The following is a 25319-nucleotide window of genomic DNA, read 5'->3' as shown; positions in this document are numbered from 1 at the left end:
TTGGATTATGCTTTATTTTTTACATTAGCTTTAACCCATTTTAAACAGTCGTTAAAATTGTCAAACAAGTGCTCTTCTGGAATTAAATCAGGAATAATATCTATGCGTTCCATTAAATATCTTGGCTGATTTAAGAGCCCAACAATTAATATATTCATGTTATTCTTTTTTAAATCGATTAAGACATCTTCCAAAGCATATAATCCTGATTGATCTATATAAGCCATTCTTCCAGTTCTAATAATAACTGTCGATGCTGTTTTTGGGATTTGATCTGCAAGAATTTGGAAATCGCTAGTAGTCCCGAAAAATAGAGGTCCTTTAATATGTTTAATAAAAACTTCTTGTTTTAAGTATTCTGGAAAGTTAGCTTCATCATCCCAAGCCTTTTCATTAGCTAAAGATTTTACGTCTGAACGTTCAGTAGTAAGATCCCCAATTTTTTTCATAAACATTAAAGAAGCAAAAATTAATCCAATACCTACAGCATAGACTAAATTCCAAAAGGTAGAAAGCAGTAATACAACTATCATGATTAATACTTCTGAGCTCATTTTTATAGGCCCTAATTTTATGTCTTTAGCCATACTTGGAATGGCTTTAAGTCCTTTATAGTCCATAACACCAATTCCAACAGTAATTAGTATTCCAGCTAACACAGCTGCTGGAATTTGTGATGCAACAGGTCCAAGTAATAAAAGAATTAAAAGCAACATGACACCAGATATCATTCCAGATAATCTGGTTTTTCCTCCAGCATTTATATTAACAACCGTTCTAATAGTTGCACCAGCTCCAGGTAAACCTCCAAATAAACCAGCAATACTATTTCCAATACCTTGACCAATAAGTTCTTTATTTGGATTATGTCTTGTTTTAGTTACATTATCTGCTACAACACTAGTTAATAACGAATCTATTGCTCCAAGTATGGCAAGTGTAAATGCTGTAAAGATGTATGGGGTTAAATTACCAAAATTAAATTCTGTAAAGACTCTTAAATTTGGAATAGGGAAGCCTCCAGGAATTTCTTCAATAGGCCTATAATTTAATCCAAAGCCAATAGCTATTCCAGACATGATTATTAATGCAACAAGAGTGCTTGGAATCACTTTTGTGATATACTTAAAGCCATAAATTATAAAAATAGTACCAAGGGCTAATAATAATTCCAACCAATTTATATGTTGAAGTGCTCTTGGAATAGCCTTAACAGAACCTAAAGCACTTGATGCAGAATTTCCTGCTAGAATTTGAGATTCTTTTAAGATGGCTTCTTCAGTTATTTGTTGAGCTCGTTTATTTATCTCATTGAAATTTTCTAAAACTAAAATACCTTCACTGGATTCTTCTTTTAGTATGTCTTTAAGAATCATTTCTTCAGCTTTTGACTTATATTGGTTAACCAGATCAACATCTTCACCTGGATAGTATCCAACTGCTGGAAGTATTTGAGTTATTAAAATAATAAGTCCAATGGCTGTCATGAATCCTGAAATTACAGGATAAGGTATGTATTTAATATATTTTCCAAAACCAAAAACTCCAAGTGCAACTTGCATCAATCCAGCCAAAATAAAAACGGCTAAAATAATAGGAAGCGATTTGCTAACATCTCCTTCATTTACTGCTAAAAGGCCAGCAATTAAAACCATACTAACAGCTGTTAGAGGTGCAGTAGGACCTGAAATTTGAGTTTTAGTTCCACCAAAGAAAGCTGCGAAAAAACTTAAGAAGATTGCACCATAAAGCCCAGCACTTGGGCCTAATCCAGAAGAAACGCCAAAGGCTAAGGCTAATGGTAAAGCAACAATTCCTGCAGTAATACCTCCAAAAGCATCACCTTTAAAATTTGAAAAGAAATTTTTCATTTAAAAATATTTAAAAATTAAGTTGGTATACATCATCTAATTCAGAATCATTACTGATATTAACTCCTAAGTCTTTTACTATTCCGGAGGTAAGTGCATAAACCCAACCATGAAGACTTAATTCCTGTCCATTTTTCCATGCAGATTGAACAATAGAGGTTTTAGAAAGGTCGAAAACTTGTTCATAAACATTAAATTCAACAAATTTATTAAATCGTTCTGTTTCATCGTTTATTTCATCTAATTCATTTTTATGAACTCTATAAACATCTTTTATGTGTCTTATCCAGTTGTCAATTAGTCCTATGGAATCATTTCCCATGGCAGCTTTGACACCTCCACAACCATAATGTCCACAAACAATAATATGTTTAACTTTGAGTACATTAACGGCATAATCCAGTACACTTAGCATATTCATATCTGTATGTAAAACCATGTTTGCTATATTTCTATGAACAAAAACTTCACCAGGTTTTGCACCTATAATTTCGTTAGCAGGAACTCTACTATCTGCACAACCAATCCATAATAATGGTGGAGTCTGACCTTTAGATAAATCAATAAAATATTCTTTATCTAATTGTAATTTATCATTCACCCATTTTTTATTATTATCTAATAATTGTTTATAAAAATCTTTCATGTAATTGCTGTTGAAGTGTTTATGAATATGATTAAATTATTGTTTGGTTTAAAGATACTATTAATAATTTTTATTGAAGTTGTTTGCCAACTTTTTAGAAAAAAGGTTAAGTCTAAAAAATATGGAAATAAAAAAAACCACTCAGAAGAGAGTGGTTTTTAGTATTAATTAGCTGAACTTAATGCTTGTCTTTTACATTATCTTTAATCCAAGTAACGCAATCTTTGAATGTAGTAAAAATGTGTTCTTCCGAAATTAAATCTGGAATAATATCAATTCGTTCCATCATATACCTAGGTTGTTTTAATAAACCAACAAAAAGAACAGTTATGTTTTTATTTTTTAAATCTAGAAGCATATCTTCCATAGCATATAAACCAGATTGATCCATATATTGCATACGTCCTAAACGCATAATGACAAATGATGCTGTATCTGGAATTTGTAATGTAAGCTGTTGAAATTCACTAGTAGAACCAAAGAATAAAGGACCTTTCAGGTGTTTGATAAATACTTCTTCTTTAAGTTTTTCAGGAAAGTTTATTTCATCTTTCCAAGCCTCTTCTTTTAAAGGTTTTACATCACTTCGTTCAGATGTTACATCTCCAATTAATTTCATAAACATTAAAGAAGCAATTACTAATCCAATACCAACAGCATAAACAAGGTTCCAAAATGTTGAAAGTAGTAATACAATTAGCATTATTAAAACTTCTGAGCTTAACTTAAATGGACCTAATTTTATATCCTTTGGTAAACTAGGAATGGCTTTTAACCCTTTATAATCCATAACTCCAATACCTACTGTTATTAATATACCAGCTAAAACAGCTGCTGGAATTTTTGATGCAATGGGTCCAAGACCTAACAAAATAATTAATAACATAACACCAGCAATCATTCCAGATAATTTGGTTTTTCCACCAGATGTAATATTAACTACTGTTCTAATAGTTGCACCTGCTCCAGGAATTCCCCCAAATACGGCAGCTACACTATTACCTATTCCTTGACCAACTAATTCTTTATTAGGTTTGTGTTTTGTTTTTGTCATGTTATCTGCTACAACACTTGTTAATAAAGAATCTATAGCTCCTAATAACGCTAGAGTTAAAGCAGTAAATATATAGGGTGTGATACTATTTAAATTAAATGACGTAAATATTTCTAAATTAGGAATAGGTAGTCCACTTGGAATTTCTTCAATTGGTCTATAATCTAAACCAAATCCTACTGCAATTCCAGACATAACAATTAAAGCAACTAATGTACTTGGAACAGCTTTTGTAATTCTCTTAAAGCCATAAATAATAAAAATAGTTCCTAATGCTAAAAATAGCTCCAACCAATTAATATTTTGAATGGCTCGAGGTAATGCTTTTATAGCTCCTAAGGCTCCTGATGCTTCTTTAGCAGCTAGTGTTTGAGATTCTTTTAAGATTGTTTCTTGAGAAATTCCTTCAGCTCTTGAAATAGTTTCTTTAAAATCTTCTAATACAAGAATCCCTTCTCCAGCTTCTTCTTTAAGTATGTTTTCTAAAATAACCTCTTCTGCTTGTGGTTTAAATAGATTAACAAATTCAGCATCTTCCTTTGGGTAATAACCTAATGAAGGTAAGACTTGAGTTAATAAAATAATAACACCAATGGCAGTCATAAACCCAGAAACTACAGGATATGGAATATACCTAATGTATTTCCCTAACCCTAAAGCACCAAGACCTATTTGCATTAATCCTGCCAATAGGAACACAGTTAAAATAATTGGCAAAGCCTTGTTTACATCGCCATCGTTGACAGCTATAATTCCTGCAATTACAACCATACTAACAGCTGTCATAGGAGCTGTTGGTCCAGATATTTGTGTATTAGTACCTCCAAAAAGTGATGCAAAAAAGCTAATAAATATGGCTCCATATAATCCTGCTGTTGGGCCTAAGCCTGAAGATACACCAAAGGCTAAAGCCAAAGGTAATGCAACAATTCCTGCAGTAATCCCTCCAAATGCATCACCTTTAATATTTGAAAATAAGTTTTTCATTTTTTCTTTGATTTAACGTTCTTAAAAATTTACGAATGTGATAATGTTTAATTGATCTGTACTACCAATTTCAAAAAATTGGTTCATATAACCCAATTCCATTCTTACAGAATCATTGATTTTGTATCCAAACCCTCCATATAGTCGGTTTCTGTCAAAAATAGGAGACTCAGTGTTAAGAAAAATTTCGTTATATGCTGAAAGGTACCATCTATTAGTTTCCTTTTTGCTTAAAGGTATATTTACACCTAAAAAATAACGTAGTCTTAATCTAAAGTCATCTTCTACAAATCGCTGTTCAAATCTGTAACGATGTTGAACAGTCAAATTTTTATAATTCTGTTTTGTAATCAATTGTTGATAAATACGATTTTCATTGACCTGCTCCTTCTCATCAGAACCTCCAATATAATTTTCTGATAAAATATAACCATAACCTAATAATATATTTGTTTTTTCAGTTAGATTATATCCTAAACCAACACGCAATAATAATTGTTCTAAATCGCCAATAGCATTATAATTTCGGTATTGAACTTCGTTATGAATATTCCATTTAGAATTAATTTTCTTATTTCCAAAATAAATCATCCAATTACCAAAATTACTATCTTGTCCAATAGAGTAAAGTGGTAGCATAAGCATTACTGATAATGCTACTATTTTAAAATCAATTATTTTTCTTTTTTCTATCAATTTATCCCATTTTATTCATAAAAAGTAACTGCTCCAGAATTAATATCGTACATAGCTCCAACAATCATAATTTCTCCAATGTTTTGCATTTCAGCTAATACATCACTTTCTTCAATAATTCTTTCTATAGATAATTCTACATTTTTTGCAGAAACATTATCCACGAAGTCAGTGTTTGACGAATTTCTCAAGCTTTTATCTTGAGGGTTCACTACTGCTTTTACTGCTGGTTTAATTTTTGCTAGCATACCAGTTAAGTTCCCAAGTTTAGCATCGTCGCAAGCGCCTTTTACTGCTCCACAGCTAGTATGACCTAAAACAACAATAAGTTTAGTGCCTGCCAGTTTACATGCAAATTCCATGCTCCCTAAAATATCGGAGTTAACAAAGTTACCTGCTATACGAACGCTAAAAATATCGCCTAAACCTTGATCAAAAACTAATTCTGCTGAAACTCTAGAATCTATACAACTTAATATGGTTGCAAATGGAAATTGCCCATCACTAGTATCGTTAACTTGTTCTAATAAGTTTCTATTAGCCTTTAAATTATTTTGAAATCTTACATTTCCTTCTTTTAAATACTCTAATGACTTTTGTGGTGTCATTGTTGCTTGTGTTTCTCTTGTATGTGCTTTCATTGTTATTAGTTTTTAAACATAAAATAATTGAGCTTTTTAATCTTTTTTTGGATTAAAAGCTAGTATTAATTAAATCTTGGGTAGACTAAACTACCTTTCCTAAAAATTAAATATTTAGTTGTGGAGGTGGTGAGATGAGATTTAGATGGGGTTTTGCATATTTTTTATTGCAATAACCAACGCTATTTTCAGTAGAGTTAAAAACGAAATCTGATTCGTTAGATTTTAAATTTGAAAATAAAATCTCTTTATCTATTTGTTTTTCGTGTCCTCTTTCTTCCTCTTCTGAAGTCGAATAAACAATAGAAATATCAATAGTGTCATCAACTATCATAATAACAGTTGGTGTTACTATAAACAGTATAAATACTACTGATAAGAATATAGAAACTACTTTTTTTGACATTTCAAATTTTATTAAAACGAGCGCTAATATAATAATTATAAATATTAACAATGTTGCCTAAATATTAAATCTCATTTAAAGCTTTAATATCTTGATTCAAAATCCAGCCTGTCTTCCCGTCTGATAGTTTAATTTTTTTCCAATTATTGACTGTGTCCAAAATTTGAACCTTAGTGCCTTCATGCAAAATAAATGCTTCTGTGCTACGTAAATTGGGCTCACTTTTAACTTGACTTTCCTGAACAAATACAATAGCAGGACGGTTTAATTTATCTAGATTATCTTTATGAAAAGCAAAAAGCAATGTTATGCAGGTTAAGCCAATGCATACCATACTAGAAACAAAAGTTAAACGCTTTGTTGTTGTAGAATAAGCAAAATAATAGAATAGAAAAAGTAGAACAAATAAGCATACAAATGCTACTGATGTTTTAGCCCAAAAATCAAAACTTAACTTGTTTGTTATGTTATTAAGATAGTTTGTAAGCCCAACTTCAGGAACAGAACCAATAGCATCAATGGTCATGTTTCGAGCAAAACCAAGATTGTTTTGAATTTCTTTATCTGTTGGATCTAGTTGTAATGCCTTTTCATAATAATAGATGCTAGGAGCAATATGATTTAATTTATAATGTGCATTGGCTAAATTGAAATATAATTCAGATGAATGCTCCCCATTATTTAATATAGCTTCATATTTTAAGATAGCTTGATCATAATCTCCTTCATTATATAGCGCATTTCCTTGCTCGAATAAAGAGCTGTTTTGAGCAAAAGAAAAAGTGCTTATAAAAACAATATATATGTAAATTATTTTTTTCATTTAAATTGTTTATCTATTGCTGAAATTGTTTTGGCAGCTTTATCATAATCTTGCTGCATTTCTACATTTGTAATAGGAGTATACCTTGCTAATTCGCAGTTCTTTAAATTACCTTTAAATTCTGAAACTTCAGCATGACTTACCTGTCTTGAAACTAGTAATTTTTCAATTTTATCTTTAGATAAATCGCTAGTTTCTATATTTAATTTAGCTTTTAAATAATTATGTAGTGCTTTTTCTAAAGCTACATAGAAGGCTTCTTTTTTTCCTAAGGCTTTTTTAGCTTCTCCTAAATAACGTTTTGCTAATTTATCGGCTTTTCTAATTTTATTTCCAACAATATCTGCATCTCGTTCTTGTTTTTTCTTTCTTATAATAATTGCCAACGGAATAGCCAAAAGAGGCAATAATAAACCTGTCCAGAAACCTGTAGATTTAAAAAAGTAATTTGGTTTTACGGAAGTTAAATTAGCATCAGTTTTTATAAATGCAAATTGTTGGCTGTTAACAACAACAGGTTGCTTGCCATTATTTACGGAAGCTATATTATTGTCTGAAGAGGTTGTGTTTGTTGGACCTTCTAGGACATTAATTACTATTTCTCCTGAAGAGATGCGTTTATAAGATTTTGTTTTTAGATCGAAATATGAAAATGAAATACTAGGAATTGGATACTTGCCTTTGTATTGTGGTACAATAGTATAAGCATCTGAAATGCTGCCTTGCATACCATTTAAATTAGTTGATACATTTTCAGCATGTTCTGGTTCATAAACTTCTAAAGAACTAGGCAAAGTTAACTTTGGTAATTCGAATAATTTTAAGTTTCCATTTCCTTTAACTTCCACTCGTGCTTGTAAAGATTCGGATGCATTTAATTCGGTTTTAGAAGTAATAACATTAAACTGAAAGTCTCCAACAGCTCCAGTAAAATCGTTTGGTTTTCCTGCAATAGGTAATTCTTTTACATTTATAGATCTACTACCAGCTGAAATGGTTTTATGAACCTGAGTCATTAATCGTCCTCCAAAAATATCTCTTCTGTTTGTTGGCACTTCAATTGTAACATCTAAACTTAATGGCTCTATTTCTAGCTTACCAGTTTTTTGAGGATACAATACTGTTTTACGTAAAACAACAAACCTATAATCTTCTCCTTTAAAAGTGCCATTTTGAACTTTTAAACCTTTGATATCAATGTTCTGACTCCAAAAATCGTTGTATCTTGGATTGTCTATTTCTCTCCAATTGCTAACTCCTGTATCTGGCGAGACATAAAGCTTATAAACAACAGTAATAGCTTCGTTTAAATATGGGTTAGTATTAGAAACTTCGGCTATTAAATGAATATTATCTTCAGCAATTGTTTCCGGATTATTTTCATCGTTTGGATTATTTACAGCAGCAGTTACAACAACATTTATTGGTGTGGTTTTGTAGATTTCGCCATCTATCTCAATAGTTGCTTGATTAATACGAAAAGAACCTCTTTTTTTAGGTGATAAAAAATAGCTGTATGTTTTTTTATAAGACCTCTTTCCATTAATCCAAGAGGTGCTTACTGCTTGATTTGGCCCTCCAATAACAGTGAAGTTTTCAAAATCTGGAGGATTGAAATTATCTCCATCTTGATTCATTTCAAAATCAACACGCAATCTTTCGTTTATACCAAGCTTTTTCTTACTTACTTTAGCCTCAAAAGAGACTTGAGCACTTGCAAAACTAGTACTTAATACAATTAAAATTAATGTTATGTGTTTTAATAATTTCATTTCTAGATAAGAATTCACAAGATTAAATTTACCAATCTTTCTCTGTTTGAATTTTTACTCCTTTTTGTTTTTCGGCATTCATTTTTTCCTGAACCTTTTGTTCTTGGTTATTCATAGCCTCTAATAAATTCTTTACTTGCTGAGGAGACAACTGACCTTGTTGTGGTTGTGGTTTTTGTTGCTCTTTTTCTTGATCATCTCCTTTGCCTTGATCCTTTTTGTCATCTTTAGGCTTTCCTTCATCATCTTTTTGGTCGTCACCTTCTTTTTTATCTTGATCGCCTTGATCTTTATTGTCTTCTTTGTTATCGCCTTCTTCTTTGTCTTGTTGGTCTTCGTTTTCTTTATTCTCGTTTTGGTTTTGATCCTGATCTTGATCTTTGTTCTGGTCGTCTTTACTATCGTCTTGTTGCTCCTGATCGTCTTTTTGATCTTCAGCACATTTTTTTGCTAAAGCTAAATTATAACGAGTTTCATTGTCTGTTGGGTTATTTCTCAAAGCATTTTTATAGGCATCTACAGCTTCTTGACATTTATTTTCTTTCATCAAGATGTTGCCAATATTATGAAATGCTTTATATTTTTCTTCTTTAGAGGTCGCACTTTTGGTTGCTTGTTGTAATCTATAGAGAGCTTCATTATAACTTCCTTCATTAAAATAAGATGTTCCTAAATTATAAGCACCAGCAACGGAAGTAGGTTCTTTAGATATGGCTTTTCTATAAGCCATTTCAGCTGAAACAAAATCGTCATTAACAGCTAATTCATTGCCTTCATATACATAATTATTAGCTTTTTTTAAAGCCTCTTTCTGTTCCTTTTCTTTGTCCTTATCTTGGGCAAAGCTGGTAACTGAGATAATAGTGAATATGTAAATTAAAAACCGTTTCATTTTTATTTTAAGCTATTTAAGTCTTGTGTTTAGCAATTTCAAATATATAAAACACTTGTACTATTGATAGTTAAAGGTTTTATAAAATTTCTTGCTATAATTGGAGTATTATTTTATTAATTTCTAGCTTTTAGAGTAGCTAGAGATTTTCGTTAAATAAATTTAATTTCTTTAACCAAGATGTTTTACGTTCAAGTAAGAAGATATCTATAAATAAAAAGACAATAGCAAAGATTAAAAACCATTGAAACTGGTCTTTAAAGTCTGCAAATTGTTTGGCTTCAAATTCTTTTTTATCCATTTTATTTAAAATATCTCTAATGTTTTCTACTACATCGTTGGTGTTATCTCCATTTATATAAGCACCATTGGCTTCGTCTGCAATTGCTTTCAGCGTTTCTTCGTTTAATTTAGTAATAACAGTTTCGCCATCCTTATCTTTTTTATAGTTTAAAACAACACCATTTCTTTTTATTGGTATAGGCCCTCCTTTTATGTTTCCAACACCAATTGTGAAAATTCGAATGCCTTCTTCGCTTGCTTCCTCGGCTACTTTTGCTGCTTCTTCACTATGGTCTTCACCATCTGAAAGAATTATTAATACACGATTAGTTTGCTCATCATCGTCATAATAGGTTTTTGCTAATTCTATTGCTTCGTTAATAGCTGTCCCTTGCGATGATAACATGTCTGTATTCATGTTTTGCAAGAACATCTTTGCAGAAGCATAATCTGTAGTAATTGGTAGTTGTGGAAATGCCTTGCCTGCATAAGCTATAATTCCAACACGATCGCTTGCCAGATTATTAATGATTTGTGTAACTAATTGTTTCGATTTTTCCAATCTGTTTGGCGCTATATCTTCAGCCAACATACTTTTTGAAACATCTACAGCAAAGACAATATCGACACCTTCACGTTTAACTGTTTCTAGTTTCGTACCAATTTTTGGATTTACTAATGCTATTGCTAAAGAGGCTATAGCTAAACATAAAATAATAAGTTTTAATATAGATTTAAAAAGTGATTGGTTAGGGCTTAGTCTTTTTAATAATTTCTTATCTGCAAATGTCTTTTGAGCATGACGTTTCCAAAGTTGAAGCACCAAAAAGAGTAGGATTATTACTGGAATAACCGCTAAAACCCAAAACCATATTTTTTCTTCTAATTGATACATGTTTACTTTCCGTGAATGCGGAAATCTTTTTAATTATTATTTATTTTTTTGTGGATTCGGTTATTACTACGAATGCACAGATATTTTTATTTAAAGACCTTTCGACTGCGCTCAAGGTGACATTTTAATTGTTATTTATTTAACACCTACAAGGTTTTTGAAATCTAGCAGGATATTCTAAAAACTTAAACAAAACTTCTAAAAATTGTGAATCTTAATAATAACTCAAAAAGTAATAGCATGCCAGCTAGTAATACTAGTGGTCTGTATTTTTCTTCGTAATTATAATATTTAAATTCTTCTATTTCTGTTTTTTCAAGCTTGTTTATTTCGTCGTAAATCTCAGCGAGTTTTTTGTTATTTGTTGCTCTAAAGTATTTTCCTCCTGTAACTTCAGCTATTTCTTTTAATAGCTCTTCATCTATTTCCACTTGAGCGCGACCATACTGTAAATTACCATTAGGCAAAATACCCATTGGTGTTAGTGCCATTCCATTTGTGCCAATACCTATAGTATATGTTTTTATACCATATTCTACAGCTAGTTCACTAGCAATTTTAGGATCTATAAAACCAGAATTATTAACTCCATCTGTTAAAAGAATTATTATTTTACTTATGGCTTTACTGTCTTTTAATCTGTTTACTGATGTGGCTAACCCCATTCCAATAGCTGTTCCACCTTCAATTACGGTATTGTAATTTATGCTTTCTAAAGAACGTAATACAATGGCTTTATCGCTAGTTATTGGTGTTTTTGTGTAGCTTTCTCCTGCATATTCTACCAAACCAATTCTATCGTTAGGTCTCTCTTTAATAAATTGAGCAGCCACTTGTTTTAAAGCTTCTAATCTATTAGGTTTCAAATCTTTAGCCAACATACTTGCTGAAACATCTATTGCCATAACAATGTCTATACCTCTTGTAGTTTTAGTCTTTGTAGACACATCTACTGTTCTTGGTCTAGCTAATGCTGTTATTAAAAGTGCTAAAACCAATAATCTTAGTACAAACAAAAAATGTTTTAATTTAGGAAGAATGGAATTTCCAGTTTTAAATCCTTTAAGGCTTGAAATTTTAAGTTCGGCTGTTTGTTTTTTATATTTAAAAAGATACCATACCACAGCTAATGGAAGTAATAAAAACAACCAGAAAAACTCTTTATTTAAAAATTCAATTCCTTCAAACATTATTGTGCTGCTTTTTTAAGTTCAATAGAATTAATAATTCTCTCAGATATACTATCTGCATAGGTATCATCCATTGGCCAGATTACCATGATTTGTTGTAAAACTTCAGAATTATCTGAAATAAACTGAAGTAAAGCGTAATGCGCTTCTTTGTAATTATCTGAATTTGAAACAGGAATTTTTAATGTCCCATAAGTTTTTAAACCTTCAGCTCCATTTGGAGTTGCAAATTTTTCTTGTTTTACAAATATGTCTGTAATACCTGCTTCTTCTAATTTTGTAATGCTTTCTTTGGCAATATTAATTGGATCTATTTTTTCTTCTTCTCCTTCTTTTTGCTTTGGAAAGGTTGTAGTACTTAAAGAGATATGAAAATTATCTTGAATAGTTCCATAAACAAAAGTTGTTGTTTGTATTTGCGATTTTATATCTTCTGGAATAGGTAGATTTTCTCTCTTTAAAACCTTTGGTGTTGATATTTCGATTGGAGGTATTCCGTATTCACTTCTTACCCAATCGCCTTCAAGTAGTTCTTTACTATCATGACCAATAAGCGTATCTTTTATATTTGTAAAACCATATTTTAAACCAAATCCTACAAAAATAGCCACAAGTAAACCTAAAATAGCAACTCCAGTTATTATTTTCTTTTTACGGTTCTTTTTACGTGCTTGTTCTTCTTTATATTGTTCGTTTAGTAGCTTCTCTTCTTCTGTTGGTTCTGGCAAGGCTTCTTTAACATGATCTATTTCTAAATCTATGGTTTTTCTGTCTAATTTAGCTAATTCAATGTCTGGTGCAGATTTAGCAAATTTTACTAAATCGGCACGTTTTAATATGCTATCTAGATTTTTAATATCTTCTTTGCTAATGTCTATTTGATTACCATCTTTAAGCAAATTTAATCTATTGATTAATTCATCTGTAGTACTTTCTAATGCTCGATCGTAGACTTTTTCGTCTAGATATTTTCGAATAATAAAAGTTAATTCTGAATAGTATTCTTTTAATTCTGAATGTTCTAAATAATGACTTTCATCTAACTGTTTCAAAGCTAATTTAGCTCTCTCATAAGGAGGAAGTAAGGCTATTTTTTCTTCTTTTGTTAATGGTTTTCTTCGCCATATAAACCAATATATTAAACCACCTACAATACCAATAATAACTAATATTAATAATAAAGTTTTCCACCAATCACTAGCACTTTTTTCTACTTCAATTAATGGTTTAATGTCATACAGTCCTTGTTTGGTTGTGTCTATAGCAATGTTATTTACTAACACCTTTAGAGAATCTGTGAAGAATGTTTTATCTCCAATAAGTACTTTTTGCTTAGGAATAATATAGCTGCCAGAATCAAACTGAGTTAAGCCATATTTTTTAATAAGTTTATAGGTTGCGTCTTTTTTTGTAGTATCTACTTTATAGGACTCTATCATTTCTAAAGGAGAAAATGTTTGTCCTTCAGGAAATACAACTAAATCTGTAGTATCTGCCTCAACTTGTATTCTAAGTGTAATTTGCTCTCCAATTTTTATTTTAGTAGAGTCTATTGATGATGTTATTTGTTGAGAAAAAGAGACATTATAAAAAAGGCAAAAGAAAAAAGCCAGTAAAATACTGCTCTTAAAAATTGTCTTATGTTGTGATTTATAATTCATTTATCCTCTTCTTTTAAAATAGCCAAGCAATTTCTTTACATAACTTTCATCTACACGACAATCTAAAGAACCTGCACCAGATTTGGTAAAACTTTCTTTAAAATAATCCACTTTATTATTGTAAAACTTGCTATAATTACGTCTTACAGTTTTTGAAGTTGTATTTACAAGCATGTACTCTCCAGTTTCCCCATCTTGCATTTGTACCATACCAAGGTTAGGTATAGCTTCTTCGCTTTTATCAAATACTCTAATTCCTGTAACATCATGTCTTCCTGAAGCAATTTTTAGCGTTTGCATATAGTCGTCTGCAATAAAATCGCTTAATAAAAACACAATGGCTTTTTTCTTCATGACATTGGACAAAAACTTTAGAGCTTCAGCAATATTGGTTTGTTTGCTTTTAGGTTTAAATTCAATTAATTCACGAATAATTCGAAGTACATGAGAACGCCCTTTTTTTGGAGGAATGTATAATTCTATTTTATCTGAAAACAGAATCAATCCAATTTTATCGTTATTTTGAGTTGCTGAAAAGGCTAGGGTTGCTGCTATTTCAGTTACTATTTCGTTTTTAAATTGCGATTCTGTACCAAATAATTCTGAACCAGAAACATCAACCATGAGCATCATTGTTAGCTCACGTTCTTCTTCAAATATTTTAATATGTGGTTCGTTATAACGAGCAGTTACATTCCAATCGATATTTCTTACATCGTCTCCATATTGATACTTTCGAACTTCAGAAAAAGTCATACCACGACCTTTGAAGGTTGAATGGTATTCACCTCCAAAAATATGATCAGACAAACGACGTGTCTTAATCTCTATTTTTCGTACTTTTTTTAGTAATTCTTTAGTATCCATCTATTCAGTAAACAGTTTTCAGTCGCAGTATTCAGTTATCAATAAACCGTCAAGTTTTCTTTTAAGTATTCAATTATGAGTAAGCAACTGCTAACTGTAACTGAATACTGAAAACTCTTTTTATGGTACTTCTATTTCGTTTACAATTTTATTGATAATGTCTTCGGAAGTAACATTTTCAGCTTCGGCTTCGTAGGTGATTCCAATTCTATGACGTAACACATCATGAACTATAGCACGAACATCTTCTGGAATTACATAGCCACGACGTTTAATAAACGCATAGCATTTTGCAGCTGTTGCAAGATTGATACTTCCACGAGGAGATGCACCAAACGAAATTAACGGTTTTAAATCGGCAAGTTTATATTTTTCAGGATAACGTGTAGCAAACACAATATCTAGAATGTATTTTTCAATTTTTTCGTCCATGTAAACTTCTCTAACAGCTTTTTGAGCGTTTAGAATTTGTTGTACAGAAACTACAGGGTTTACTTTATCGAATGCACCTTTTAAATTGGCACGAACAATAAGTTGCTCTTCCTCCATTTTAGGATAATCAATTACTGTTTTTAGCATAAAACGATCTACTTGAGCTTCAGGAAGAGGATATGTTCCTTCTTGTTCAACTGGGTTCATTGTAGCCATTACTAAAAATGGTTTATCCAGAATAAAAGTTTCGTCTCCAATAGTTACTTGCTTTTCTTGCATGGCTTCAAGTAAAGCAGATTGCACTTTAGCTGGTGCTCTGTTAATCTCATCTGCTAAGACAAAATTGGCGAAAATAGGTCCTTTTTTAATAGTGAAGTCGTTTTGCTTCATGTTATATATTAAAGTACCTGTTACGTCTGCTGGAAGTAAATCTGGAGTAAATTGGATTCTGCTAAAGCTCCCATCAACAGCTTGAGAAAGTGTATTAATTGCTAATGTTTTTGCTAAACCAGGAACACCTTCTAGTAAAATGTGTCCTTGTCCTAATAAACCAATAAGTAATCTTTCGACCATATGCTTCTGACCAACAATTACTTTGTTCATTTCTAATGTAAGTAAATCAACAAAAGCACTTTCCTTTTCAATCTTCTCGTTAATTGTCTTAATATCAATTGTACTTGTATCTTCCATCATTTTTTAATTTTTAATCTCTCGAATATAGTATCCTTAATTGAGCCATGCAAATTGTTAAATTTTTTGCTTTCTTGTTGTTAATAATTGGTTAAAAATTAACATGTTTAGATAACTTTAAGACTATTATGTTTTATAATTTTAAATTCAATTAAAATCATTCTAGATTTAAAGGGAATGAAAACTATATTTTAAATGAAAAAAATAGCCTTAATTACAGGAGCAACTAGTGGTATTGGAAGAGCAACAGCTCATGAGTTTGCAAATCATGGAATTCACTTAATATTATGTGGAAGGCGTGAAGAACGACTAGAAACCATTAAAAAAGCATTAAAAAAACAGACAGAAGTTTACACGTTAAACTTTGATGTTAAAGATAAGAATGAAACCTTTAAGGCTATTGAGTCTCTTCCAGATGAATTTAAAAATATTGATATTTTAATTAATAATGCAGGAAATGCACATGGACTAGACTCAATTCAATCAGGTAACACAGATGATTGGGATGCCATGATGGATATAAACGTCAAAGGCCTATTGTATGTAAGTAAAGCTGTAATTCCAAATATGACTAATCGTAAAACTGGGCATATAATTAATATTGGGTCTTCGGCTGGAAAAGAAGTCTATCCAAAAGGGAATGTGTATTGTGCTAGTAAACATGCTGTACTTGCTATTACTGAAGGTATGCGAATAGATTTAAATGAATATGGAATAAAAGTTTGCGCCATTAATCCAGGATTGGTAGAAACAGAATTTTCACAGGTTAGATTTAAAGGAGATGCTATTGCAGATAATGTGTATAAAGGATACAAAGCCTTACAACCTCAAGATATAGCTGAAATAATTTATTTTGCTATTACTCGTCCACCACATGTAAATATTGCAGATTTATTAGTGTTTCCAACTGCTCAGGCTTCATCGACTATTGTAAAGAAAGAGTTTTAATTAAAAAAATCCTGCTTTCTCAGGGAGTGAACATGATTAACAAGCGCCTACTTATTAAAAACCTTTTAGCTCATAATGATGAGAATAGTTTTTATGATAAGAAACGTATTATAGATATTAGTCATAAAGAAGGAAAAGCAAAATTTTTAAAACATGTTTGTGCACTTTCAAACAGTAATCCTAAAAACAACTCATACATTGTTATAGGTGTTGAAGATGAGGACAGCAACATTATAGGAGTCGATTTTTTTGACGACAGTAAAATTCAAAACCTTATCAATGCATATCTATCAAATCCACCTATTGTTCAATACGAAAACATTCCGTTTCCACACTTGCCAGACGATAAGGTTGTTGGTCTAGTAACTATTAGATCTATTGATAAAATTACGTCTCTTCGAAAAAACATATGGAAATATTATGGAGGCTCTGTGTTTTTTAGAGATGGAAGCATGAGTATGCCAAAAGTTTTTGATATTGAAATTAAAGATGTTAATTCTGCAATAGTTTCAGCAATTGAAAGTCATTCGCAAAACAATATTGAACATACACTTGATGGTGTTTTCGATTTTTTAAAAACACGACAAGATTTCAATCCACAATATAAGGTGTTTAAAGAGTATTTTGTTTTGTGTTGGTCTGGACTCAAAAAAACAGTTAAAGACGAAGTGTTTTATTCCAGAGTAGATATTAAATTAATAAACGAACAAGTGCGTTTGTTTTATTCAACACTTGATGAGGTTTCTATATCTTTCGATGAGGATTCATTTAGAATTATTGAATATGTAAATTTAGGTCTTCAAAATTCTTATAAATATTATCCTTTAGAAGAAACTGTTATAAATTTCTCTAATAATGTAAGTTATAATATTGATACAACTTTAATTTTTGAAGCACCACAATATGATAAAAAAGTACTTCATCATATATACAATGCCAATAATGCTATTTTAGAAAAATTAAAAAAAGGGATTTCGCTTAATAAAAATGAAGCACAAGATTTAAAGAATCTTCCAGCTACTTATCTTATCTGTTATTTAAATCTATTTCATGAAGCTATAGATAAACTTCATGAAGCTAAACCGTATTTAAAAAATTATAACGAAGAAATGTATATGCTTTATAAAGAGTCTGTTAGAATTTTAAGAAAAGTGAAGTATAGCTAATTCTATAAGTATTTTAAATAAATTCTAAATGATTAAAAGATTCATTCAGGACAACATCATCATTTACATTGAGCCATTTCTTTAGAACAGTTGCATAAATGGTTCTAAAATCTATTTCAAACTTAATATCTCCATTATCATCTAAATCTTCTAAACTACCCATTTTGTTGTAAATTCCAGGAGTCTTTAAATTTTCACCAATAATAAAAAGTGTATTGGCAGAACCATGATCTGTCCCGTTGCCACGATTTTGTTTTACTCGTCTTCCAAATTCAGAAAAAGTTAAAATTAAGGTGTCTTTGAAGGTGTTTTTAGATTTTAAGTCTTTTACAAAAGCATCTATACTTTCTGCATACGCTTTTAATAATCTTTTATGAGTATTTAACTGATTTACATGTGTGTCGAAACCATCTAATGAGGCATAATAAACTCGGGTATTTAATCCTGAATTTATAAACTGAGCTGTTGTTTTTAATTGTTTTGATAATGTATTTTTAGGATATTCTATATTTGATGAAGTTGTCTTACTTGTTTCAAAAATATATTTTGCAGAAGACTCAGTATTTATCATAGTTTTGTATAAATAGCCTAGATTATGTTCGCTTAAATGGGAGTCTTCATAATGTTTCGCCACATTTTTTAAATAAGGATCTTGAGTAGTTCTAAATAAAAGATTTGGGTTTTTAACTGCCATTCCATTTTGGAATTCACCTTTTAAAGCCAATGAAAGACTTTGGTTAATATCTATTGCTGCAGTGGTTTTTTGATTGAAGTTATCTAAATATCTGCCTATCCAACCACTTTGTAAATATTGATTTGAATCACTGGCTGTTTGCCAAATATCTGTAGCTCTAAAATGAGATCTGTTTGGATTTGGATAACCTACATTGTTTATTATTGATAGATAACCATAATCGTATAGTTTTTTTAATGGGAGTAAACTTGGATGAAGACCTAACTCATTATCTAAGTTAATAATGTCCTCTTTTTTTAAACCAATAATTGGTCTTGATTTATAATAATTATCGTCTCTAAAAGGAATTAGCGTATTTAAACCATCATTACCACCAGAAAGCTGAATAATTACTAGGCGTTTATAGCTAGTTTCAGAAGTAATTAAATTGCTAAAAGCTTTAACAAAGCTTGGTACGAAGAACAAACTGCTTGCTAATGATGAGTTTTTTATAAATTTTCTACGATTCATTTTAACACATTTGATATTCTGGTAAAGACATTACTTGTACGCAATATTCTTGCTTACTTTTTTTGCTTAAACGATTTAAATAATCTTGAACACCACTATTAATTGGGCATTGTAGCAAATAATTACCCAACTCTTCAATTTCAACATGTTGATAATTACTTTTAAAAACTTCCCAATTAGCTGAAGCTTTAATTATGGAGTCCCCTTTTCTATTTTCGTAATACTTTTTATAAGCATCGTAAAAGTCTCCTTTTTCTTTGGTTTCAATTTTTGCATTAGATAATAAAACTGAAGGTAGTTTTAAACGAATCATCAATGTATTGCTATCTATCCAACTTTTTCCACCTTTCCATCCAGCGACATTAGGTGGATACAAAAGAAGTTGCCCTAACATTCCTTGAATGCCAAGTATTTGTTCTGTTTCTTTAAAGGTTACAGGAACTGTATGGGATATTCCAGCAATTAAATCAATTGGCGATTTTATTTTATTTCCAATATGTTCTGGACTATAAAACCAATCTTGAGTAAACATATAACGCAAAACAGTTTCTATATTATAATTTGGAAAGAAAACATTCGTCATGTCTTCAATATGAGTTTTATTAATAGTTGTATTTACAAAATAGCGATATAATTTGGTGCAAATAAATCTGGCACATTGTTTTTGTTCTAAAATAATATCAATTATATCGTCTCCATCATAATGTCCAGCTTTACCAAAAACATATTTAAAATCATTATTATGTTGATTCTCTCTAAACTCAAAATCTCCTTCAAAATCGTAATTGTAACCTGTAAATGCTTTTGCAATTTCCTTGATGTCATCTTCTGAATAATTTCCAACTCCAAGAGTAAATAACTCTAAAAGTTCCCTTGCAAAATTTTCATTAGGTCTCCCTTTTTTATTTTGTTTTAAATCCAGATAATCTATCATAGAAGGCTCTTTCGAGATGTCTTTTAAAAAATCTTTAAAATTACCAAGTGCATGATATCGAAGTGTGTTATTAAACTTTTGGATATAAAGAATATACCTGTCTTGACACACAAAATGATTAGCCCAGAATAAAGTCATTTTTTCACGTAACGTTTCTTTAGAATTTGAAACTCTATGAATCCATGCATGATTTAGCTCTTTAACCTTTAGTTTACTTTTTTCAATATATGCTCTATGAATTTTGTTTGTTTTATTAAACTCTTTGTAAGTAAGTGTATCAAACTCAGGTGTATTTATCTTTAAAGGATTAAAGCTTTTAGATTCAGAAAATAGCATATCAACAATGTCTTCTCTATTTTTATTCAATAGAGATTGAAGTGCTTTTGGATCGATACCAAATCCAGCTCGCCAATATAAATGTTGAATATGTTCCTTTTTCATGATTAAGTTATCATTCTAAATGATATTTATTAACGCAAAAACCTTTCCAAATAGTTTATAAACAAAAAAAGTCACTCATTTGAGTGACTTTTTTTGTTTCACATAAGTTTATTTTTTAACAAATTTTCTATTTATCACTTTTCCTTTTTCCTCTAATCTAATAATATAGATGCCACTATTAAGTTGTGATACATCTAAAGATTTATTTAGAAGTTTAGAACTAAATATTTTCTTCCCTGTAATATCGAAAATAGTTGCTACTTTATTAGAAATATCAGCAGTAGATTCAAAATACAGTAAGTTTTCAGTTGGATTTGGATACATCACTAAGTCTGTAAGTGTTTCATCAACAATCGTTAAAGATTGACCTTCAACTACAGAATGCAGCATATTAATATCTGGATTTAAAATATTATCTATTACTCCAGATGGCCAGTAAATAACCATATTATTAATTACGGTATCTGTTCCTAAACCAAAATGTGCAGTTAAAGAACTCATATATTCGAAACCTTCACCACTTCTTACATCTCTAATTTGTGTTCCAGAATCTGTATGAATTTCTATTCTTGCTCCAATTCCATTGTAATTACTTTGAACACCAATAGTGATAATTTTAATATAGTTATTGCCATTTCCGCCATTATTTTTATATAAGTTACCATTAAAAACGTCTAAAAAACCATCGCCATCTATATCTCCTATAGCTCCACTTGGTGGCATATCAGTCGAAATAACAGTAAAGGAATTATCGCCATTATTAAGTAATATTCTACCATTAGATAAGATATCTACATAGCCATCGTTATTAAAATCTCCAGGCGCATTTTCTATACCATAAGGAGCACTTCCAACATTTGCAGTTGCAGTAGCATCAGTAAAAGTGCCATCTCCGTTGTTAATCATGTATTTATGAGCGCCATCAGATCCAGAACTTGCACCAACATAAACATCCATGTCTCCATCGTTATCAAAATCTGCCCAAGCAGAAGACCATGTTTGAACTGGATCTGCTAGTCCAGCTGCGGTTGCAACATTTACAAAATTACCATTTCTATCGTTTCTCCAAAGTTCATTAATTTTATGAGTTACGTTTCCACCACGGCATTTTGCTATAAACATATCAATATCTCTGTCGTTGTCATAATCAATCCAAACAGTTCCATAATTTCCTCCATTTGGATGCGTACCTAATCCGTTTGGCACAGCTGCCGAAGGGCCTTGATAATAGGCTAAACTGCCATCCAATCCACTTCCATTATTAATAAAATACACATTTGGTTGTACATCATGACAAACAAAGGCATCTAAATGGCCATCGTTATCTATATCAACAAAATTTGAACGTTGAGAAAATACATAAGCAGTAGTTACATCAGATTGTGAATAAGCTGTTCCGTCATTATTAGCCTTTAAAAAAGATACACCATTTCCTGCTGCATACAATAAATCGTTATATCCATTTCCATCTATATCTCCTGCAGCCATACTCCAAGTTGGGCCATAGTTTGTTGGAGCAGAATAATTTGTATAAGAAAACCCACCAACTGTTTGATAATTTATATTTAAGTTTGAAGAAGAAGCTGCAATTAAATCGTCTAATCCATCATTATTCATATCAACAACTGCATAACTTGTTCCACTCATAGAAATGCTATTGTCTCTAATAAAAACAAAGTCACCTGGATTTGGTGGTGGTTCTAGAGTTCTAAAATCAATAGAAACCCACTCACTATAGCCATCGCTAACACAATTGGCTCTTATATATGCCTTATAGTTTGTATCGGCATTTAGTCCCGAAGCAGGATAAGGATTGTTTAAATTCGTGCTAATTCCTGAAGTTGGAGGAGTTGCTCCTGAAAGTTGAACAACAATTTGCCAAGAAGTTTCCCCTTGACCTGGTTGCCAGCTAATATTAGCAGAATTATCTGTAATACTTGTTACATTTAAATTTGAAACTACCAAGCAATCAGGTGGATTTGAAGATGTAATAGTAGGAGAGGCATAACACATACCCCAACCAAAAGAACCATTATCATTATAATGAATTCGATATCTAAATCCAGTTAATTGTGTACTTGTAAATGAAGAGATATTTAATTGTGTACTATTAAAAGGGTCAAAAGTCCCTGCACAAAAATCTACATTTGGTGGATTAGTTGTGTCTGTTCCATAAGCAGAGCCCCAATTGTTCCAGGTATTTGCATCTGCATCCCAATACTGTAAAGTAATGGTTTCTGTTTGATATACATTTAAAACATATGTTGAAGTAATATTTATAGTAGTTTCCCCTGCGTTATAAGCATTGGTTAAATTAATTACTGGTGATTGAACTGCTATATTATTTATAGAACCGCCACCTCCTTGATCATCATCAAAAGAAAAATTCGCTGAATCTGTAGTAGGATTTCCAGTAAATATTAAAGGGTCAGAATCAAAAGACCCTGCCAAATCCCAATTTGAGTTAGGCCAGTTAGCATTTTGATTTAAAACTTGTGCTATAGAGCAAAAGCCACTTAATAATAAAGTGATTAGTAGGATAGTTTTTTTCATGGTTTAATTATTTAATTGCATTGCATTGTTAAAGAGTTTATCCACTCTTCAATTAATTGTACACCTTCTTGGTGTTTTAAGGTTCTGCCTAAAAGAGGCATTCTTTCCGATTCTTCAACCGAATTCATTCTATAATATAAAACAGATCTACCATAAGATCCTGGATTGACAATATGAGTTAAACCTGAACCAGGTATTTCTGTGTCTGGCTCTACACAAATTCCTAAATTAATAGGAAGGGCTGAAGATTCAAAATCAAATCTTACAGGTCTGTATGCACAATGTGCCTCTTCTGAATGGCAGTGAGCACAATTAATATCTAAATATGATCTAGCTCTTAAATTTAAAGGTTGTGACACATCGTCCCAACTGGGTAAAGACACAATATCGTCTGGATAAGTATCTTCTAAATAACCCATTTCTACCCATTTTTGTAGTTGATTTTTAGTTTCATTCCCATAATTAAAAAGCTTATTTAAGTTTCTTGGTTTTGGGCCAATTGGAATTGAAACATCTCCTGTTTTATGACAAGTATGGCATTCTGCCCCAGAAGGCACTCTGAAATTTACGCTATTTGTTATACTGTTTTCATTCCATTGAATGTAAACGTCTCTTCCATTTAAATCAAAATCTGCTTCTGTTTGCTCTTCATTCCAAATATATTCTGCAAATACCCACCCTTCAGCTTTTTTAATCATTAAACGCGTTTCGATAATTTTTGTATAATTATCTGGTAGCACATTTTCATAATAAAAATTCTTTATTAAGACTGTTCCAATTGGAAAATCTAAAATATCGCCATCACTTATGTAATTAGCACTAACATTATCTGGCATCCAAATAAATCTCTTTTTATGAGCATAATCAGAAAAAAGTGGTGAGCTCAATTCGTAAGGGACTACACCATAAACAGGGTTTAATTCTTTAAGAATACCATCAAAAAAGTTATATTCTGATAGGGTTTGATATGGTACCTCATCTATATTAAAATTTACTGGAGAAGTTTGCTCAGGTTCTGGTGTTGGATTTGGAATATAATCATCATCTGAAGCACAAGAATAGAAACTTATGCACACAAATAAAAATGCTAATAATCTTATGTAATTTTTCACCATTTATCTTAAAAGAGGCTTCTAAGATAGGAAAAAATTACAATTGTTTAATAATAAATAGATTATAAATACTTATATAATAAACAAAATAAAAAAGGAAACTGTTAGATTAAATTATTAGCAACTAAATATTCAGCAATTTGAATGGTATTTGTTGCAGCTCCTTTTCTTAAATTATCGCTAACAATCCAAAGGTTTAAAGTGTTTGGTTGAGATTCGTCTCTACGAATTCTTCCTACAAAAACATCATCTTTTCCATTGGCATAAATTGGCATTGGATAGGTGTTAGTGTCAATATTATCTTGTACAACAACACCAGGAGTATTATTAAGTATAGTTCGTATTTCAGACACATTAAAATCTGATTCAAATTCAACATTTACTGCTTCACTATGGCCTCCAGATGTTGGAATACGTACTGCAGTTGCTGTTACAGAAATGGTTTTATCGTTTAGAATTTTTTGTGTTTCTCTAACCAGTTTCATTTCTTCTTTAGTATACCCATTGTCTTCAAACACATCGCAATGTGGAAGTGCATTTTTATGGATAGGATAAGGATAAGCCATTTCGCCTTTCACTCCTGAAAGCTCATTTTCTAATTGTTTAATAGCTTTCATTCCTGTTCCAGAAATTGATTGATAAGTAGAAACAACAATTCGCTTTATTTTATATTTTTTATGTAAAGGAGCTAAAGCCATAACCATTTGAATGGTCGAGCAATTTGGGTTAGCTATAATTTTATCTGCTTTAGAAAGTGTATTTGCATTAATTTCTGGAACCACTAATTTTGTGCTTAAATCCATTCTCCAAGCTGAAGAATTATCAATAACAGTAGTTCCAATCTCTGCAAATTTAGGAGCCCATTCTAAAGATGTTTCTCCTCCTGCAGAAAATAAGGCAATATCTGGCTTCATTGAAATAGCAGAAGCTAAGGAGACAACTGAGAATTCTTTTCCTTTGAATGAGATACTTTTCCCAACAGATTTTTCTGAAGCAACAGGAATCAATTCTGTTATTGGAAAATTTCGTTCTTTTAAAACCTCCAACATAACTTCTCCAACCATTCCTGTGACTCCAACGACTGCTACTTTCATAAAATAATTATTTATGAAACAAATTTATAAATTTATTCATGTTGAAGTTTAAAAAAAATCAT

21 protein-coding genes are annotated in these 25319 nt (G+C 31.0%); 2 read left to right on the top strand and 19 right to left on the bottom strand.

Translation table 11 applies throughout. The annotated features are described in order from the left end of the window. Positions 1–5: 5 nt before the first annotated feature. The 14 genes from LX78_RS00750 to LX78_RS00680 all read right to left on the bottom strand — a co-directional run bounded on the left by LX78_RS00750 (position 6) and on the right by LX78_RS00680 (position 15805). Positions 6–1871, bottom strand: coding sequence for a SulP family inorganic anion transporter (locus LX78_RS00750; RefSeq protein WP_109680729.1), 1866 nt, complete (start codon positions 1869–1871; stop codon positions 6–8). A gap of 10 nt (positions 1872–1881) precedes the next feature. Further along, the gene (gene can, locus LX78_RS00745) at positions 1882–2517 is read right to left on the bottom strand and encodes a carbonate dehydratase (protein WP_109680728.1); all 636 of its coding nucleotides are present in this window, start codon (positions 2515–2517) and stop codon (positions 1882–1884) included. 178 nt (positions 2518–2695) lie between these two features. Beyond that, a complete protein-coding gene (locus tag LX78_RS00735; protein WP_109680726.1) occupies positions 2696–4558 on the bottom strand; it encodes a SulP family inorganic anion transporter in 1863 nt (620 codons plus the stop codon). Between the two features lie 21 nt (positions 4559–4579). Next, positions 4580–5203, bottom strand: coding sequence for a DUF2490 domain-containing protein (locus tag LX78_RS00730; protein ID WP_185117698.1), 624 nt, complete (start codon positions 5201–5203; stop codon positions 4580–4582). 62 nt (positions 5204–5265) lie between these two features. Continuing rightward, entirely contained in the window at positions 5266–5895 is a 630-nt protein-coding gene (locus tag LX78_RS00725; protein ID WP_109680725.1) for a carbonic anhydrase family protein, read from the bottom strand. Positions 5896–6001: 106 nt separating this feature from the next. Beyond that, positions 6002–6301: a hypothetical protein gene (locus LX78_RS00720; protein WP_109680724.1), complete on the bottom strand. Its 300-nt coding sequence runs from the start codon at positions 6299–6301 to the stop codon at positions 6002–6004. Between the two features lie 64 nt (positions 6302–6365). Beyond that, positions 6366–7124, bottom strand: a complete 759-nt coding sequence (locus LX78_RS00715) for a tetratricopeptide repeat protein (RefSeq protein WP_109680723.1) — start codon at positions 7122–7124, stop codon at positions 6366–6368. Next, positions 7121–8896, bottom strand: coding sequence for a BatD family protein (locus LX78_RS00710; RefSeq protein ID WP_109680722.1), 1776 nt, complete (start codon positions 8894–8896; stop codon positions 7121–7123). Before LX78_RS00710 ends, LX78_RS00715 begins: the two co-directional genes overlap by 4 nt. Positions 8897–8924: 28 nt before the next feature. Continuing rightward, positions 8925–9788, bottom strand: a complete 864-nt coding sequence (locus LX78_RS00705) for a tetratricopeptide repeat protein (protein WP_109680721.1) — start codon at positions 9786–9788, stop codon at positions 8925–8927. Positions 9789–9927: 139 nt separating this feature from the next. Continuing rightward, positions 9928–10965 (bottom strand): vWA domain-containing protein, encoded by a 1038-nt coding sequence (locus tag LX78_RS00700; protein ID WP_109680720.1) that lies wholly within the window; start codon positions 10963–10965, stop codon positions 9928–9930. Positions 10966–11150: 185 nt separating this feature from the next. Then, a complete protein-coding gene (locus LX78_RS00695) occupies positions 11151–12155 on the bottom strand; it encodes a vWA domain-containing protein (protein ID WP_109680719.1) in 1005 nt (334 codons plus the stop codon). Beyond that, complete coding sequence (locus LX78_RS00690; RefSeq protein ID WP_170109776.1) at positions 12155–13816, bottom strand: BatD family protein; 1662 nt, start codon at positions 13814–13816, stop codon at positions 12155–12157. The genes LX78_RS00695 and LX78_RS00690 overlap by 1 nt, the downstream gene beginning before the upstream one ends. Further along, entirely contained in the window at positions 13817–14683 is an 867-nt protein-coding gene (locus LX78_RS00685) for a DUF58 domain-containing protein (RefSeq protein WP_109680718.1), read from the bottom strand. It lies immediately after the preceding gene. A 120-nt stretch (positions 14684–14803) separates the two neighbouring features. Beyond that, positions 14804–15805: an AAA family ATPase gene (locus LX78_RS00680; protein ID WP_109681338.1), complete on the bottom strand. Its 1002-nt coding sequence runs from the start codon at positions 15803–15805 to the stop codon at positions 14804–14806. Between the two features lie 195 nt (positions 15806–16000). Between LX78_RS00680 and LX78_RS00675 the strand changes: the two genes are divergently transcribed. Next, positions 16001–16753, top strand: a complete 753-nt coding sequence (locus LX78_RS00675) for an SDR family NAD(P)-dependent oxidoreductase (RefSeq protein WP_109680717.1) — start codon at positions 16001–16003, stop codon at positions 16751–16753. A gap of 32 nt (positions 16754–16785) precedes the next feature. Then, complete coding sequence (locus LX78_RS00670; RefSeq protein WP_109680716.1) at positions 16786–17919, top strand: ATP-binding protein; 1134 nt, start codon at positions 16786–16788, stop codon at positions 17917–17919. 13 nt (positions 17920–17932) lie between these two features. On the opposite strand, the gene LX78_RS00665 is transcribed toward LX78_RS00670, so the two are convergent. The 5 genes from LX78_RS00665 to LX78_RS00645 form a co-directional block, all read right to left on the bottom strand. Beyond that, positions 17933–19123, bottom strand: coding sequence for a DUF1501 domain-containing protein (locus LX78_RS00665; protein ID WP_109680715.1), 1191 nt, complete (start codon positions 19121–19123; stop codon positions 17933–17935). 1 nt (position 19124) lies between these two features. Continuing rightward, the gene (locus LX78_RS00660) at positions 19125–20498 is read right to left on the bottom strand and encodes a DUF1800 domain-containing protein (RefSeq protein ID WP_109680714.1); all 1374 of its coding nucleotides are present in this window, start codon (positions 20496–20498) and stop codon (positions 19125–19127) included. Between the two features lie 108 nt (positions 20499–20606). After that, complete coding sequence (locus LX78_RS00655; protein WP_109680713.1) at positions 20607–23051, bottom strand: FG-GAP-like repeat-containing protein; 2445 nt, start codon at positions 23049–23051, stop codon at positions 20607–20609. 11 nt (positions 23052–23062) lie between these two features. Further along, positions 23063–24127 carry a hypothetical protein gene (locus LX78_RS00650; protein WP_342766609.1) on the bottom strand — a complete coding sequence of 355 codons (1065 nt, stop codon included), beginning with the start codon at positions 24125–24127 and terminating at the stop codon, positions 23063–23065. 140 nt (positions 24128–24267) lie between these two features. Next, on the bottom strand, positions 24268–25257 hold the full coding sequence (locus LX78_RS00645) for an aspartate-semialdehyde dehydrogenase (protein ID WP_109680711.1): 990 nt from the start codon (positions 25255–25257) through the stop codon (positions 24268–24270). Positions 25258–25319 lie beyond the last annotated feature (62 nt).

The sequence above is a fragment of the Xanthomarina spongicola genome (assembly GCF_003148645.1).
Lineage (GTDB): Bacteria > Bacteroidota > Bacteroidia > Flavobacteriales > Flavobacteriaceae > Xanthomarina > Xanthomarina spongicola.
The sequence above is the reverse complement of the archived record's forward strand: the minus strand, read 5'-3'. Positions and strand labels throughout refer to the sequence as shown.

Excerpts from the sequence above, each read along its gene's own strand:
- LX78_RS00685 (WP_109680718.1), bottom strand. The coding sequence starts at position 14,683 with ATGGATACTAAAGAATTACTAAAAAAAGTACGAAAAATAGAGATTAAG.
- LX78_RS00720 (WP_109680724.1), bottom strand. The coding sequence starts at position 6,301 with ATGTCAAAAAAAGTAGTTTCTATATTCTTATCAGTAGTATTTATACTG.
- LX78_RS00730 (WP_185117698.1), bottom strand. The coding sequence starts at position 5,203 with ATGCTTATGCTACCACTTTACTCTATTGGACAAGATAGTAATTTTGGT.
- LX78_RS00645 (WP_109680711.1), bottom strand. The coding sequence starts at position 25,257 with ATGAAAGTAGCAGTCGTTGGAGTCACAGGAATGGTTGGAGAAGTTATG.
- LX78_RS00670 (WP_109680716.1), top strand. The coding sequence starts at position 16,786 with ATGATTAACAAGCGCCTACTTATTAAAAACCTTTTAGCTCATAATGAT.
- can (WP_109680728.1), bottom strand. The coding sequence starts at position 2,517 with ATGAAAGATTTTTATAAACAATTATTAGATAATAATAAAAAATGGGTG.
- LX78_RS00700 (WP_109680720.1), bottom strand. The coding sequence starts at position 10,965 with ATGTATCAATTAGAAGAAAAAATATGGTTTTGGGTTTTAGCGGTTATT.
- LX78_RS00690 (WP_170109776.1), bottom strand. The coding sequence starts at position 13,816 with ATGAATTATAAATCACAACATAAGACAATTTTTAAGAGCAGTATTTTA.
- LX78_RS00735 (WP_109680726.1), bottom strand. The coding sequence starts at position 4,558 with ATGAAAAACTTATTTTCAAATATTAAAGGTGATGCATTTGGAGGGATT.
- LX78_RS00660 (WP_109680714.1), bottom strand. The coding sequence starts at position 20,498 with ATGAAAAAGGAACATATTCAACATTTATATTGGCGAGCTGGATTTGGT.
- LX78_RS00750 (WP_109680729.1), bottom strand. The coding sequence starts at position 1,871 with ATGAAAAATTTCTTTTCAAATTTTAAAGGTGATGCTTTTGGAGGTATT.
- LX78_RS00695 (WP_109680719.1), bottom strand. The coding sequence starts at position 12,155 with ATGTTTGAAGGAATTGAATTTTTAAATAAAGAGTTTTTCTGGTTGTTT.
- LX78_RS00710 (WP_109680722.1), bottom strand. The coding sequence starts at position 8,896 with ATGAAATTATTAAAACACATAACATTAATTTTAATTGTATTAAGTACT.
- LX78_RS00675 (WP_109680717.1), top strand. The coding sequence starts at position 16,001 with ATGAAAAAAATAGCCTTAATTACAGGAGCAACTAGTGGTATTGGAAGA.
- LX78_RS00715 (WP_109680723.1), bottom strand. The coding sequence starts at position 7,124 with ATGAAAAAAATAATTTACATATATATTGTTTTTATAAGCACTTTTTCT.
- LX78_RS00680 (WP_109681338.1), bottom strand. The coding sequence starts at position 15,805 with ATGGAAGATACAAGTACAATTGATATTAAGACAATTAACGAGAAGATT.
- LX78_RS00725 (WP_109680725.1), bottom strand. The coding sequence starts at position 5,895 with ATGAAAGCACATACAAGAGAAACACAAGCAACAATGACACCACAAAAG.
- LX78_RS00655 (WP_109680713.1), bottom strand. The coding sequence starts at position 23,051 with ATGAAAAAAACTATCCTACTAATCACTTTATTATTAAGTGGCTTTTGC.
- LX78_RS00705 (WP_109680721.1), bottom strand. The coding sequence starts at position 9,788 with ATGAAACGGTTTTTAATTTACATATTCACTATTATCTCAGTTACCAGC.
- LX78_RS00665 (WP_109680715.1), bottom strand. The coding sequence starts at position 19,123 with ATGAATCGTAGAAAATTTATAAAAAACTCATCATTAGCAAGCAGTTTG.